The sequence below is a fragment of the Polaromonas sp. genome, assembly GCF_039930745.1.
Classification (GTDB): domain Bacteria; phylum Pseudomonadota; class Gammaproteobacteria; order Burkholderiales; family Burkholderiaceae_C; genus Polaromonas.
In genome coordinates this window covers 30,163-43,861 of the sequence record NZ_JBDTTH010000030.1, presented here as the reverse complement: position 1 = coordinate 43,861, position 13,699 = coordinate 30,163, and the positions used below count along the sequence as shown (strand labels likewise).

Annotated in this window: 12 protein-coding genes; 6 read left to right on the top strand and 6 right to left on the bottom strand. The window is 62.4% G+C overall.

Going from position 1 to position 13,699, the window contains the following annotated elements; all coding sequences use genetic code 11:
* Positions 1-260: 260 nt before the first annotated feature.
* Positions 261-1,307, bottom strand: coding sequence for a homocysteine S-methyltransferase family protein (locus ABI660_RS11565; protein WP_348068076.1), 1,047 nt, complete (start codon positions 1,305-1,307; stop codon positions 261-263).
* Between the two features lie 209 nt (positions 1,308-1,516).
* On the opposite strand from ABI660_RS11565, the gene ABI660_RS11560 reads away from it, so the two are divergent.
* Together ABI660_RS11560 and recQ are read left to right on the top strand one after the other, a co-directional pair.
* Positions 1,517-1,909 carry a rhodanese-like domain-containing protein gene (locus tag ABI660_RS11560; protein WP_348068073.1) on the top strand — a complete coding sequence of 131 codons (393 nt, stop codon included), beginning with the start codon at positions 1,517-1,519 and terminating at the stop codon, positions 1,907-1,909.
* A 98-nt stretch (positions 1,910-2,007) separates the two neighbouring features.
* Entirely contained in the window at positions 2,008-3,891 is a 1,884-nt protein-coding gene (recQ, locus tag ABI660_RS11555; RefSeq protein ID WP_348068071.1) for a DNA helicase RecQ, read from the top strand.
* Positions 3,892-3,923: 32 nt separating this feature from the next.
* Here recQ and ABI660_RS11550 read toward each other — a convergent pair whose 3' ends face one another.
* A complete protein-coding gene (locus tag ABI660_RS11550) occupies positions 3,924-4,916 on the bottom strand; it encodes a glycosyltransferase (RefSeq protein ID WP_348068069.1) in 993 nt (330 codons plus the stop codon).
* A gap of 22 nt (positions 4,917-4,938) precedes the next feature.
* Positions 4,939-5,454: a serine O-acetyltransferase gene (locus ABI660_RS11545; protein ID WP_348068067.1), complete on the bottom strand. Its 516-nt coding sequence runs from the start codon at positions 5,452-5,454 to the stop codon at positions 4,939-4,941.
* A 302-nt stretch (positions 5,455-5,756) separates the two neighbouring features.
* On the opposite strand from ABI660_RS11545, the gene ABI660_RS11540 reads away from it, so the two are divergent.
* Positions 5,757-7,517, top strand: a complete 1,761-nt coding sequence (locus ABI660_RS11540) for a 7TM diverse intracellular signaling domain-containing protein (RefSeq protein WP_348068065.1) — start codon at positions 5,757-5,759, stop codon at positions 7,515-7,517.
* 76 nt (positions 7,518-7,593) lie between these two features.
* Here the strand turns inward: ABI660_RS11540 and ABI660_RS11535 are convergent, their stop codons facing one another.
* Positions 7,594-9,957, bottom strand: coding sequence for an AAA family ATPase (locus tag ABI660_RS11535; RefSeq protein WP_348068063.1), 2,364 nt, complete (start codon positions 9,955-9,957; stop codon positions 7,594-7,596).
* A gap of 440 nt (positions 9,958-10,397) precedes the next feature.
* Here ABI660_RS11535 and ABI660_RS11530 point away from each other — a divergent pair, with 440 nt between their 5' ends.
* Together ABI660_RS11530 and ABI660_RS11525 are read left to right on the top strand one after the other, a co-directional pair.
* Positions 10,398-11,600, top strand: coding sequence for a threonine ammonia-lyase (locus ABI660_RS11530; protein ID WP_348068061.1), 1,203 nt, complete (start codon positions 10,398-10,400; stop codon positions 11,598-11,600).
* Positions 11,597-12,016, top strand: coding sequence for a PaaI family thioesterase (locus tag ABI660_RS11525; RefSeq protein WP_348068059.1), 420 nt, complete (start codon positions 11,597-11,599; stop codon positions 12,014-12,016). Before ABI660_RS11530 ends, ABI660_RS11525 begins: the two co-directional genes overlap by 4 nt.
* A gap of 34 nt (positions 12,017-12,050) precedes the next feature.
* Here the strand turns inward: ABI660_RS11525 and ABI660_RS11520 are convergent, their stop codons facing one another.
* Positions 12,051-12,518 carry a glycine zipper family protein gene (locus tag ABI660_RS11520; RefSeq protein WP_348068057.1) on the bottom strand — a complete coding sequence of 156 codons (468 nt, stop codon included), beginning with the start codon at positions 12,516-12,518 and terminating at the stop codon, positions 12,051-12,053.
* Positions 12,519-12,675: 157 nt separating this feature from the next.
* Between ABI660_RS11520 and ABI660_RS11515 the strand changes: the two genes are divergently transcribed.
* Positions 12,676-12,843, top strand: a complete 168-nt coding sequence (locus tag ABI660_RS11515) for a hypothetical protein (RefSeq protein ID WP_348068055.1) — start codon at positions 12,676-12,678, stop codon at positions 12,841-12,843.
* 105 nt (positions 12,844-12,948) lie between these two features.
* Here ABI660_RS11515 and ABI660_RS11510 read toward each other — a convergent pair whose 3' ends face one another.
* Entirely contained in the window at positions 12,949-13,641 is a 693-nt protein-coding gene (locus ABI660_RS11510) for a methyltransferase domain-containing protein (RefSeq protein ID WP_348068053.1), read from the bottom strand.
* Positions 13,642-13,699 lie beyond the last annotated feature (58 nt).

The following is a 13,699-nucleotide window of genomic DNA, read 5'->3' as shown; positions in this document are numbered from 1 at the left end:
ACGGATCAGGGCGAGCGATTGTCTGAGCGTAGCGAGTTCGAGCTCGACCCCGGCTAGACCGAGCACCGCAGGCTGCCCGCAGCGAAGCGGAGGGACGCAGGCAGCGGGGTCGCCTTTTCTTTGGTGACTTTCTTTTGGCGACGCAAAAGAAAGTTACTTGCCGCCGGGCAACCCCCGGCTTGCTGGCAAACCACAACAGCCAGAACAACGCACGTAATCAGCACACATGGATCCCAGATCAAGTCCGGGATGACAGCCTTTTAGGCAGCTTCCTTGTAGAAGAACCCACGCTGGATACCACGCGGTGCCAACGGTTTAACGGCTTCGTGAATCGCCCCAATATGCTCAGGCGTCGTCCCGCAACAACCACCCACGATATTGACCAGCCCCTCGTCGGCAAACTCGCGCAGCAGACGCGAAGTCACGTCGGGCGTTTCATCGAAACCGGTGTCGCTCATCGGGTTGGGCAGGCCAGCGTTCGGGTAGCAGCTGATGTAGGTGTCGCCGGCCGCACGTGCCAGTTCCTGGATGTAGGGGCGCATCAGCGCTGCGCCGAGCGCGCAATTAAGGCCGATGGCCAGCGGCTGCGCATGGCGCACGCTGTGCCAGAAGGCGGTGACGGTTTGCCCGCTCAGGATGCGGCCCGAGGCGTCGGTGACCGTGCCGCTGATGATGAGCGGCAGGCGTTCACCGCTGTTGTCGAAGTACTCGTCGATTGCAAACAGCGCAGCCTTGGCGTTGAGCGTGTCGAAAATGGTTTCGACCAGCAGCACATCAGCGCCGCCCTTGACCAGCGCTTCGGTCTGTTCGTAATAGGCCTTGCGCAACTCTTCAAAACTGGTGTTGCGCGCGCCGGGGTCGTTCACGTCCGGGCTGATGCTGGCGGTCTTGGGGGTCGGGCCGAGGGCGCCAACGACAAACCGCGGCTTGTCGGGCGTGGAGAACTTGTCGCAGGCTGCGCGCGCAATACGGGCGGACTCGTAGTTCATCTCGATGGCCAGGTCGGCCATGTCGTAGTCGGCCTGGGCCACGGTAGTGGCGCCGAAGGTGTTGGTCTCGATCATGTCGGCGCCGGCGGCCAGGTAACCCTCGTGGATGTCCTGGATGACGTCGGGGCGCGTCAGGCTCAGCAGCTCGTTGTTGCCCTTGACGTCCTTGTGGAAGTCCTTGAAGCGCTCGCCGCGGTACTGCGCTTCATTGAGCTTGAAGCGCTGGATCATGGTGCCCATCGCGCCGTCGAGGATGGCGATGCGTTTTTCCAGGATGGCAGGGAGCGCAGCTCCGCGGGTGTAGATGGCTTGCTTCATGCCTCGATTTTAAGGCGCGGGCCATAGACGGACAAACACTGAGTCTATTTTCCAACCGGTGGGGATTTTCCCCTTCAAGCAGGGGCCGCGGGTCCGGCTTGCCGGCCCGCAGGCGCAGCGCCCCCTCGGGGGGCAGCGCATTACACGAAGTGAAAAGCGTGGGGGCCTCATTTACCCCTGACAATAGCGTTTCCGTCCGAGTCCTCACCATGAAACACCTCCAACCCAAAGATGCCTGGGATTACCTGCAGCAGCACCCCGACGCCCTGTTCGTCGATGTGCGCATGGAAATCGAGTCGCTGTACGTGGGCCGTCCGCCCGGCGTGGTGAATGTGCCTTGGTACGAGTACCCCGACCTGACACCTGACGCGCAGAAGTTTGCGAAAGCGGTGGAAAGCGAAGCCAGCAGCAAAGCGCAGCCGGTCTTGCTGATCTGCCGCTCGGGTCAGCGCACGCTGGCCGCAGGGCAGGCGCTGGAAGCGGCGGGGTTTCGTGAAGTGATCAATGTCGTGCATGGCTTTGAAGGGGAGCTGGACGAGCAGTTCCAGCGTTCCACCCTGAGCGGCTGGCGCTTTGACGGTTTGCCCTGGGAGCAGATGTAGCCGATTTTCGAGTGAAATCGTGCCTCAGCCCTTATTTCACGGGCACAAGCAGCTACTCTTTTCATAGCACTCCTTTGGCCGTCTTTAACGCTCCTACCTTGCCGCATACAACGCCTCACCCTTCCCCACTGGACATCCTGGGCCAGGTTTTCGGCTATTCGGACTTCCGCGGCCCGCAGCAGGCCATCGTCGACCACGTCGTGCAGGGCGGTGACGCGCTGGTGCTGATGCCGACTGGCGGCGGCAAGTCGCTGTGTTACCAGATTCCGGCGATTGCGCGGCAAAACGCCGGTCACGGCGTGACGGTGGTGATTTCGCCGCTGATCGCGCTAATGCATGACCAGGTCGGCGCGCTGCATGAAGCGGGTGTGGCGGCCGCCTTCCTCAACTCAACGCAGACACAGGAAGAAAGCAGCCAGCTCGAAAAACAGCTGCTGCGCAATGAGCTGACCCTGCTCTACGCTGCGCCCGAGCGCATCAACACGCCACGCATGAAAGGGCTGCTCGGTTCCTTGCACGAGCGCGGGCTGCTGAGCCTGTTTGCCATCGACGAAGCGCATTGCGTGAGCCAGTGGGGCCACGATTTCCGGCCCGAGTACCGCTCGCTGAGCCTGCTGCACGAAACCTTTCCCGACGTGCCGCGCATCGCGCTGACGGCCACCGCGGATGCGTTGACGCGCCAGGACATGATAGAGCGGCTCAAGCTCGAGGACGCGCGCGAATTTGTCAGCAGTTTCGACCGGCCTAACATCCGCTACACCATCGTCGAAAAAACCGACGCCACGCGCCAGCTGCTGCGCTTCATTGAAAGCGAGCACACGGGCGAGGCCGGCATTGTGTATTGCCAGTCGCGCAAGCGGGTCGAGGAAGTCGCCGGCATGCTGGAAGACGCCGGCCTGAAAGCCATGGCCTACCATGCCGGCCTGGACAGCGCGCTGCGCCAGCAGCGGCAGGACCGCTTCCTCCGCGAGGAAGGCATGGTGATGGTCGCGACGATTGCTTTCGGCATGGGCATCGACAAGCCGGATGTGCGTTTTGTCGCGCACCTGGACATGCCGAAAAACATTGAAGGTTATTACCAGGAAACCGGCCGCGCCGGCCGCGACGGTCTGCCGGCCAACGCCTGGATGACTTACGGCCTGCAAGATGTGGTGAACCAGCGCCGCATGATAGACACGAGCGATGCGTCCAGCGAGGAGTTCAAGCAGGTCATGCGCGGCAAGCTCGACGCCCTGCTGACGCTGGCGGAAGACACGCGCTGCCGCCGGGTCAGCCTGTTGCATTACTTCGGCGAAGACAGCCAGCCTTGCGGCAACTGCGACAACTGTCTGAGCCCGCCCGTGGTCTGGGACGCGACCGAAGCCGCACGCAAGATGCTCAGCTGCATCTACCGCGTGCAGCAGGCCAGCGGCATCAGTTTCGGCGCCGGCCACCTGATGGACATTCTTCGCGGCAAGGCGACCGAAAAGGTACTGCAGCACAGCCACGACAAACTCAGCACTTTCGGCATAGGCGCCGACCTGGCCGAGGTGCAGTGGCGCGGGGTGCTGCGCCAGCTGATTGCCAAGGGCATGGTGCGCGTCGACCCCGACGCCTTCAACACCTTGCAGCTGTTGCCCGATGCGCGCCAGGTGCTTAAAGGTGAAGTCAGCGTGATGCTGCGCGAGCAGCCCGCCGGCGGCGCGGGCGAGCGGCGCAAAAGCAGCAAGAAAGGCACCAAGACCTCGGCCAAAGGCCTGGCAGAAGCTTCACTCAATGCAGGAGCGCTGGAGCGTCTGAGCCGCCTGAAAGCCTGGCGCGCCGAGGTGGCCCGCGAACACAACCTGCCTGCCTTCGTGATTTTTCACGACGCGACCTTGCGCGCCATTGCCGAGCGCAACCCGCAGGGCATGAGCGACCTCGAAGGCATCAGCGGCATCGGCATTAAAAAGCTCGAAGCCTATGGCGCCGAGGTACTGCGGGTATGTGCTGAAACAGCCTGAAACCCGCCTGCATCGGGAGCGGGGCGTCTGCATCAAGGTGCATCCCGGATCTCGATGCTGTCTATGGCGGCGCGCGCGGGGCGTTGCGGCGTCAACAGCCCGCGCACCAGGCCGGCGGCGTTGAAGCACCACGACACCACAGAAAACACGGCCTTTGTAGCGCTGCGCTTTCGCCAAGCCATCAGCAGCACCGGTGCCGCTGCAATTCCCGCAAAGACCGCAATTCGCAACATCCACGGCGTGGGCACCACTAAAACGGCGAGCAACACAGCCCACCACCCCAGTACCGCCACATACAGGCGCAACTCGCGCACCCTGGCCAGCACCAGGCCAAGGTGCGACTCTCCCCAAGCCGCACGCAACACTTCGCCCAGGCCGCAGATGTAGCGGCTGCGCCAGCGACGCACCAACAGCTGGTAAGGAGGCGCATCGTGGCCATGGTGCCGCACGGAATCGATGCCCAGGCGCCACAGCTTCCAGCCCCGGGCATGCAGGCGCATCGCCAGGTCAAACTCTTCATAACTGTGCAGGTTGCGGTCTGAAAAATAGCCCGCCTGCTCCACGGCCGCCCGGCGGTAGAGGCCGCCCATGTCCAGCCGGTCCACCTGGCCGGCCTGCATGTGGCCTAAACCGCGCTCCACACGGGCGACATATTCCAGGCTGCTGGTATTCATTTCAACCACCTGCCCACCCACTCCGGCCACGTCAGGATGCGCCTGTATGAAGGCCAGCGCTTCCGGTAAAAAGCCGGGCAGCATTTCCATATCGCCATCGAGGATGTACACAAACTCGCCCGCCGAATGCTGGTAGCCCAGCTGGGGGCCGGCACCGCAGCAGCGTTCATCGGCACGCGCCAGCTGCACGATACGGATGGGATAGGCAGAGGCCAGGGCCACCGTGCGGTCGCTGGAACAGGAGTCCGCCAACACCACCTCGCCGCCGACCCGCCGGACGGCCGTCAGCGCACTTTCTACCGCAGCCGCAATGCGCTTTTCCTCGTTCAGGGCCTTGATGACAATGCTCACCCGGCATGCAGCGGCTGGGGTGTCAGGGGGCGGCATCATTTCCCCCGCGCAAAATGATGCGGGCCGGCACGCCCACGGCGAGGGCGCCCGCAGGCACATCACTGAGGACCACGGCATTGGCGCCAATGTCGGCATCGTCGCCAATGTGCACAGCGCCCAGGATCTTGGCGCCGGCGCCGATGTTCACGCGGTTGCCAATGTGCGGCGCCTCCAGCGGCCTGTCCATGCGCCGGTTACCGATGGTCACGCCCTGCCGGATGACGCAGTCGTCACCGATCACGGCCTTGCCATGCACCACAATCGCACCGGAATGTTCTATCACGAGGCGCCTCCCGATCCGGGCCGAGACGCCGATCGTGACGCCGCAGAACATTTCAGCCAGCTTGGCGAGTACCAGGTGCAATGCAGCCAGCGGGTAGCGCACCAGCCTGGACTGGAAGCGGTAACGCAGATGCCCCAGCCGGTACACCTGAAGTGCCCAGAAGCCCAGAGACAAAACGCCTTCCTGCGCCGCACGCATGTCCTCGAAAAAAGCCATGGTTGTTGAGCTTTCATTCACACGGTACCGGTACTGACAGGTGACAAGCACTCGCCCGGTGCGGGCTCCAGCTAGTGGCTATTCGGAGTTCCCGGGAGAAGTCCGCGGCAGGTGCATGGAAATCACGGCCAGGATCGGAAGGCACCAAAAGGGCACCCGATTCAGACCCTGTTGGGATAAACGCAAAATCCATACCACTGAAACTGGTAGATGGCAGCCGCTCAAACGCCACCGCACACCGCTGGTCCAGCCCGCGCAGCGCAAGGGCTGGGCGTTCAAAGTCGCTGCGGCACAATAGCCGCGTGGAAGTCATCAAAAAGTTTGCTGTCGGGGGAGGGCTAACGGCTTTTGTACGAGCGGTGCTGGCCCTGCTCTGCCTGCAAGCAGCGCTGTCTGCCAGCCCCGCGTGGGCGAAGGCCGAGCTGTTGACCTTGGGCGATGATCATGGGCCGGTCGCCATGGCTTCCTCGCTGGAGTTCTGGATCGATGCCAAGGACCAGACTCCGGTGGAAAAAGTCGAGGCCGGTGTCGGCAGCCTGCCTTTTGCGGCGGTCAAACCCGGCCAATCGCACCTGATCGACAACGCCGCTCTCTGGCTGCGTTTTGATGCCGTGGTCCAGAACCCGCAAATCCTTTGGAAGCTGGAGCTGCCCATGTCCGGCGTCGACAAGATCACGTTGTATTACCGGGACAGCCTGGGCCGGTGGGTGGTGCAGCAAGCCGGCGACGCCCTGCCCATCAGCGCATGGCCGCAGCCCGGCCGCTATCCGGTACTGTCGCTCAGCCATGAGATCGGGCAAACGATTCGCTACTACCTTCGCGTCGAGCATGCCCGGATTCCCTTCTCGGCGCTGCCGCGCGCGGTGAGCGACACCCAGGTCACCACGGCGCGCCAGCTGGACCACCTGCTGCTGGGTGCCTATTTTGGACTGGCGGCGCTGGTGACGGTCTTGGCCCTGATCAACGCCATGGCCTATCGGGATTGGGGGTTTGCCACGTATGCCCTGTACATGGCCACGTTTGCGGGGTCGCAGGCTGCCTTCGCCGGCGTGGCGGGCCTGTACTTGTGGCCGGAGCTGCCGAAGCTGAACAATATTTCCATTGTGCTGCTGCCATTGACGGCTGCCGCCGCCGCCCTCTGGTTTGTCCGGACCGTCACCACCCCCAAGCGCTTTTCGCGGGCGCTGGACTGGTTCATCGTGGCATTGATGGGGCTGCTGCCGGTGATCGCGCTCGTCGATGCGGCTTTTCCGACGATTGAAAGCTTTGCCCTCATCAATATCCTGATCAGTGCCAGCATGGCGGTTTTGCTGATGGTGGTCGGGGTATCGCTGTTCGAAGGCGACCGCCATGCACGCTGGATGGCCCTGGGGTTTTTGCCCATCATTTTGGCCACCCTCTTTCCCTTGCTGAGAAATTTCGGCGTGCTCGCGTCCAGTTTTCTCACCCAGAACGCGCTGATGCTGGGCTCGGCCGTAGAAGCGCCCATTTTGTTTTTCGGCTTGTTGCACCGCGTGACGCAGCGCCGCGAGTCCGCGACACGGGCAACAACCCTGGGCACCACCGACCCGCTGACAGGGCTGGGATCAACCAGGCTGATGCTGGCCAAACTGCGCCAGGCCTTGCGCACGGCCGAGCGTTACCAGCAGCCCTGCGCCCTGCTGGTCGTCAACCTGAGCAATCTGGCCGAGCTGCAGCAGCTGCATGGCCGGGAGACCGGTGACCGTGCCATGGTGCTGGCCGCAGCGCGCATCCGCACCGCCGCCCAGGCCACGGACACGGTGGCCCGGGTCGGCGACAGCCATTTCGCCTTGCTGATGGAAGGGCCGATGACCAGCGACGGCGTCAACCAGGTGGCCACCAAGATCCTGGCCAGCGGCTTGCGGCCCTCCAGGGAGTTGCCCGAAGCCGACCCGCTGCTTTTTCATATCGCCATCGGTTACATGGGCGAGCCCGCCAAGCTCGCCACGACCCAGCCGCAGTCCTGCCTGGACAGGCTGATGAAGGTGGTGAAGGAGATGAACGACGGCTCGCGCAAGGCGATCCGCATGGTTCAGCTGTGATTTTTATTGAAATTTGCCACAACCCCTCGTCAGTCGTGCGCAATCAGCTATAAATTCAGGAGCAATTCGACGCTTTTTACTGGATGAACCCCATGCCCCGGATGTCGCGCACATCCGGTTTGATGCGGTGCTCGGCTTCAAGCTGGCTTAAAAATTCATCCGCTGTGAATTCGGCCGAGAGAATGTCGGTCTGGCGCTTGACGGCGGCAAAATCGCCCGGACAAAGCTGGCTCAGCCGGCCCAGGCGCTCGCGCAAAGCGGCAGTCAGCGCTTCCCGGTCGCCCGCCAGCGCTTCAGTGACAAACATCTGTTCGCGCTGTACCGGCGTCAGGGGCATGAACTTGATCTTGAAGGTAAAACGCCGCAGGGCCGCCTGGTCCAGACTTTCCAGCAGGTTGGTGGTGCAGACAAAAATGCCGCTGAAGCGCTCCATGCCCTGCAGCATTTCATTGACCTCGGTCACCTCATAAGTCCGCTGTGCGCCTCGCCTGTCCTGCAGGAAACTGTCGGCTTCGTCGAGCAGCAGCACGGCTTTCTCGGTTTCAGCCTCGGCAAACATGGCGGCCATGTTCTGCTCTGTCTCGCCCACGTATTTGCTCATCAGGTCGCTGGCCTGCTTGATGATCAGCGGGCGGTCCAGCGCCTTGGCCATGTGTTCTGCCAATGCCGTCTTGCCGGTGCCCGGCGCGCCGTAAAAGCACAGGGTGCCGTGGCCCCGGGTCTTGAGCGCCTCCACGATGCGCGACACCTCGAACCGGGACTCCACATTGAGCATGGACAGATCGTAGGTCGTGACGTTACGCCGCCCGCCGGGCGCGTCGGCCTTGTTACCCAGGGCCTGGTCCGCATTCTTGAGCTGCCGCTCAATCAACGACTCCATCAGCGCCGCATGACCGCCTGACAGCACGGCCTCCATGCCCGCGGCATCGGTGTTGGCGCCCGGAGTGCTTGCCAGCTTGGCGAAACGCACCGCCGTACGGATCTGCGCCGGCGTCAGGCCTTTGCGTGCCGTGAGCCTGGCCATGAAGGCATCGCTGACCGGCACGCCTTCCAGCGTCTTTCGTACCAGCGTCTCACGGGCGCCAGGCGGCGGCGACTTGAGCTCCAGGTGATAGGCAAAGCGGCGCCGGAAAGCAGGGTCGATCTGCTCGATGCGGTTGGTCACCCACAAGGTAGGCACCGTGTTCGATTCCAGGATCTGGTTGACCCAGGCCTTGCCGTTGACAGAGCCGTTGCCGGGGGCTGCCATCTGGTCGGAGCGCGCTAGCAACTGCGCGGCTTCGCTGGAGAGGGCCGGAAAAACATCCTCCACCTCGTCAAACAGCAGCGCGGCATGAGCGCTGCCCTTGAGGAAGACCTGCGCGATCTGCAGCGAACGGTAGCGGTCGCGGCCACTGAGAGAGTTGCCGTCACGGTCGGCATATTCGACTTCGAACAGGTCGAGCCCGGCCGCCTGCGCCACCACCTTGGCCAGTTCGGTCTTGCCCGTGCCCGGCGGGCCGTAAAGCAGCACATTGACGCCCTGCTCCCTGGCGGCAACGGCATTGAGCAGCAACGACACCAGCACCTGAACGTCCTCACGCGCAAAAGCGAAGTCGGCCAGCCCCAGGCTGCTGCGATCCACCGGCCGGGTAAACACAGCCATCAACTCATTCTGGTCACGGTATTCGCGCATCAGCACCGGTGGCAGTTTTTCACTGACCTTCATGAGATCAGCCAGGTCGGTGATGTTGTGCTCGGAAATCAGGTTTTCGACCATGCCGATGCGCTCCAGCCGGGACCCCGCACGCAAGGCTTCAGCGACTTCATTGGCCTTGACACCGGCGACCTCGGCGATTGCGGCATAGGCTTCGGGCGCGTTGCTGACCTTGAACTCCACCAGCATGGAACGCAGGTCGCGCTGGTAACGCGCCAGCGTGCCGTACAGCAGCAAGGCGCGTTCGGCCTGGTTGAGCTGCAGCAGATTGGCCAGCGCATCGATGTTTTTCTCCACCAGGGTCGACTGCTTTTTCAGCGCGTTGGTCAGCCACTCACCGGTGGCTGACAGCACGGAGAGCAGGTCCTTGGGCTGGTCCTTGGCGTATTCGTCGAGGTAGAAGAACAGGGTACCTTCTTCATAGGGGCCGCGCCATGCGCCGTGGCGGCCCATGAAGCCGGTGTCGCTCAGGGCTTCGTGGCCTTGCCAGAATTCATTGTCCCGGCAGCGGCGGCCCAGGAATTCCCGCAGGCGCTGCAGGGCAGGCAAAGGCCACACCAGATGGCGGCCCGAAAGCGACAGCAGGCTGTTCAGATCGCGCCGCACATTGAACTTGGCACCCTGCCGGGCCGCCAGCGTCAGCACAAAATGCGAGCACATCAGGTCCAGCACAGGCGCCTCTTTCAAGCCGGGAGAAAGCAGCAGCGGACCATGCCTGTCAGCACTACCCGAACGCTTGCTCATTGAGACACCTCCGGCCCGGAAGAAGGCCACAGCAGTTACACATATGCACCCTGATGACGTACGCCTAACCATAACGCAGCTTTATGCCCGATGGAAGACGCCAGGGCCTTTTCACGCTATTTATGCAAGTGCGAACGTGGTGAAAACAGCGCCAATCAAGACGCGCGACGACCGCCAGACCGGGCGTCTGGCGTAGGAGTGCAACGCAGAGTGGTGCTGTTTTCACCACGTTCCCTCCGGGTTGCGGCCAGAAAGGCCATGCGCAGCGTTGCAAAGCCTTGCCGGGCTCCAGCCCGGCTGCATTTTGCGCCTCACGCATGGCCTTTTTGACTCGCAACGCATCTTGCATAAATAGCGTGAAAAGGCCCTGGTTGAGTACCCCCGTGTGAATTGCGCCACAAAACCGCGCCACAATCGGCTCTTCTCCGGAGGCCTTTCCAATGCTTGCTTTGACCGATATTGAGGCTGCAGCGCTTCGCCTGCAAGGCCAGCTGCTCGACACGCCCTGCGTGGCATCCAAAACCCTGTCGCAAATTACCGGGGCGGACGTTTTCCTGAAATTCGAGAACCTGCAATACACCGCCTCGTTCAAGGAGCGCGGCGCCTGCAACAAGCTGGCGCAGCTCTCGGCCGAGGAAGGCCGGCGCGGCGTGGTCGCCATGAGTGCGGGCAATCACGCACAGGGTGTGGCCTATCACGCGCAGCGCCTGGGCTTGCGCGCCGTCATCGTGATGCCGCGTTTTACCCCCGGCGTCAAGATCGAGCGCACACGCGGCTTTGGTGCAGAGGTGGTGCTGCTCGGTGACACGTTGGATGAGTCACGCACCCACGCGCTGGACCTGGCCGAACGCGAAGGCCTGGTGTTCATCCATCCCTATGACGACGAAGCCATTGTGGCCGGCCAGGGCACCGTCGGCCTGGAGATGCTGCATGCCGTGCCGGACCTGGACACGCTGATCGTGGCCATAGGCGGAGGCGGCCTGATCGCAGGGATGGCCACCGCGGCCAAGGCCATCAAACCGGGCATCGAGATCATTGGCGTGCAGACCTCGCGCTTTCCGGCCATGGTCAACGCCATCAAGGGCACACACCATCCGCAGGGCAGCAGTACTATCGCCGAGGGCATTGCCGTCGGCACACCCGGCGTGATTCCGCAGGCCATCATTGCGCGCCTGGTGGATGACCTGGTGCTGGTCGAGGAAGGGGACATCGAGCAGGCCATGGTCATGCTGCTCGAAATCGAGAAAACCCTGGTCGAGGGCGCGGGCGCCGCCGGCCTGGCCGCGCTGCTGAAATACCCGGAGCGGTTCAAAGGCAAAAAAGTCGGCCTGGTGTTATGCGGTGGCAACATCGACCCCCTGCTGCTGGCGGCCATCATCGAGCGCGGCATGGTGCGCGCCGGGCGCCTGGCTCGCATCCGCGTCAGCGCGCGGGACGTGCCGGGTTCGTTGGCCAAGATTACCGCCACGGTGGCCGAAGCCGGCGCCAACATCGACGAGGTGCATCACCAGCGGGCCTTTACCATGCTGGCTGCGCAAAACGTGGATATTGAACTCGTCATCCAGACGCGCGGGCGGGAGCATATTGCGCAGGTGCTGGCTGTCCTGAAGGCGGCCGGCTTCGAGGCCATGGAACAGCAATGACGAAAACCGAAATGAACATCGGCACCCTGCAGGCCGCCCTGCCGGAGTATTTCGCACCCTGGGTGCAGACACTTGGCCTGCAGGTCGAAGCCTTCGACCTGGAAAGTGTGACTTTGCGCCTGCCGCAGAATGCGCAACTTTCGCGGGTAGGCGACATGTTGTGTGGCCAGGCCATGATGGCAGCCGCAGACACCGCCATGGTGCTGGCATTGATCAACCACTTTGGCGAATTCAAACCCTGCACCACGGTGCAGATGAACAGCAGTTTTCTCAAACCCCTGTCCATGCAGGATGCACTGATCGAAGCGCGTGTGATCCGTGCCGGCAAGTCCCTGGCTTTTGGAGAGATTGATATTCGCGGCGCTGGCGACGGCAAAAGCGTCTGCCGGGCTACCACCACCTACGCCTTGCTTTGATTTCAGAGGTCGGTTTATCCAGCCTGCTACGACCTCAGTTCCAGCCAATCACATCAAAGCCCTTCTCACCCAGGCAGCGCTGCACAAACGTGCGGTAAGTGCTGCTGGGCCGGTCATTGCGAAACGCCCCCTGTACAGCCCCGGCCGAACCTCCGACGGCCGCACCTCCCACGCCAGCGCGAACCACGCCTTCGCCGCCCCGGCCGGTGATCAGTGCACCCACGGCGGCTGCCACCCCACCGGTGGCAGCACCTACACCGGCGCCGCGTGCAACGGCGTTGGTGTTCTCGGCCGGCGTCAAGCCTGCCGAAGCCGCCCTGGCCATGCATGCGTCGGCTTCGGCGCGGCCCTGCGCTTCACCGACGCGGTTCAGGGTGGCGTTCGGATACAGCACCGGCCGAGCAGCAGGGCTGGCCGAGCCCGTGCTGGCGCAACCTGGCAACACGCCGAGCACCAGCACCGCTGCACATAGCCCACGCCATTTAATTAAAAACCCATGCATGCTGACGCCATGACTAAAAGAAAATACCGGCCAACCCATCGAGGACAAACCGGCGAAGGCCCTGAATGCAGATTGGCAGCGGCCCGCACATGGTTTGCCGCCCCCGGGGCCAAGAAGGTAAAATCGTCCAAGTCCCCATCAGTTTTCAGGAACCATCATGTCAAGCCCCGCCGACCACTCTACCAACGCCACTCACAACAGCCCTACCCACGCCCAGGAACAGGACGCCGTAGAAGCCATTGTGCCGCTGATGCCGCTGGTGCTGCCTGCGGCAGGCGGTGTGCTGATGTTTTTGCTGGCCTTTATTGCCATTTACATGGCTTGAGCCTGGAGAGAGCGGCGCCGCTTCGAGCGCCTGATCAGCGTGGGCCAGAAATTCCATCAATCTGGCCGCCCTTCGGGAGGGTGGTGATACCCCCATTCACGCCGTCTAGGCCAAAGGCAGGTCACCCATTTTTTGGGCTATCACCTGAATCTGGGCAAGAACATTTCCATGCGTCTGATCGATGGGTACCCCTTTCCGGAACAGGCTCCGCCGCAAGGCTTTCACCACAGGCCTGTCATAACCCAACTTTTTCTCCAGCTTCAGGTAGACCCTGGTCAGCAGCCGGCTGCTGCCGATACGGTCGCCGAATTTGAACTGAAGGGAAAAATCATAGTTGTCGCTCTGCAATTCGGCGGAAATAATGCGTGCTCCAGGCAGTCGCGAAACCATGCTTTCAACGTCATGGGACACCGGGCTCCATGAGTCCGCTTTTCGGAACCGGAAGGTCTCCTTGTGATCCGAATTGAACCGGCTTGGAAAAAATCCCTGCTCGTACAGGTCTTCGTCAGGTACCGTCAATAGAAGGTAGCCACCCGGTTTGACCAGGGCCCACCATTCGACAAGCGCATCATCGGCATTGAACATATGCTCGAGGCAATGTGAGCTGCAAACAGCGTCATAAGCACCGGCTGGCCTGAATTTCGTAATATAGTTCGCATCGCCCTGCGAAACATCGAAGCCCTCGGCCGAAGGGCAGATCAAATCATTGCCCGCACCAATGTCAATCACGCGCCCCTTCAGAAATTGTTGAAGTGGGGCGAACCCGCGAATAGTTATAGTTTTGCTCGACTCTTTCATCCGCGCGAAGGATAACAGACCCGCTCATGGCGCAGGGGCCTGCATTCGACGCCGGCGT

Bases quoted from the DNA above. Each gene is read 5' to 3' on its own strand.
- ABI660_RS11565 (WP_348068076.1), bottom strand. From the start codon at position 1,307: ATGAAGCAAGCCATCTACACCCGCGGAGCTGCGCTCCCTGCCATCCTG.
- ABI660_RS11560 (WP_348068073.1), top strand. From the start codon at position 1,517: ATGAAACACCTCCAACCCAAAGATGCCTGGGATTACCTGCAGCAGCAC.
- ABI660_RS11545 (WP_348068067.1), bottom strand. From the start codon at position 5,454: ATGGCTTTTTTCGAGGACATGCGTGCGGCGCAGGAAGGCGTTTTGTCT.
- ABI660_RS11535 (WP_348068063.1), bottom strand. From the start codon at position 9,957: ATGAGCAAGCGTTCGGGTAGTGCTGACAGGCATGGTCCGCTGCTGCTT.
- ABI660_RS11530 (WP_348068061.1), top strand. From the start codon at position 10,398: ATGCTTGCTTTGACCGATATTGAGGCTGCAGCGCTTCGCCTGCAAGGC.
- ABI660_RS11525 (WP_348068059.1), top strand. From the start codon at position 11,597: ATGACGAAAACCGAAATGAACATCGGCACCCTGCAGGCCGCCCTGCCG.
- ABI660_RS11520 (WP_348068057.1), bottom strand. From the start codon at position 12,518: ATGCATGGGTTTTTAATTAAATGGCGTGGGCTATGTGCAGCGGTGCTG.
- ABI660_RS11515 (WP_348068055.1), top strand. From the start codon at position 12,676: ATGTCAAGCCCCGCCGACCACTCTACCAACGCCACTCACAACAGCCCT.
- ABI660_RS11510 (WP_348068053.1), bottom strand. From the start codon at position 13,641: ATGAAAGAGTCGAGCAAAACTATAACTATTCGCGGGTTCGCCCCACTT.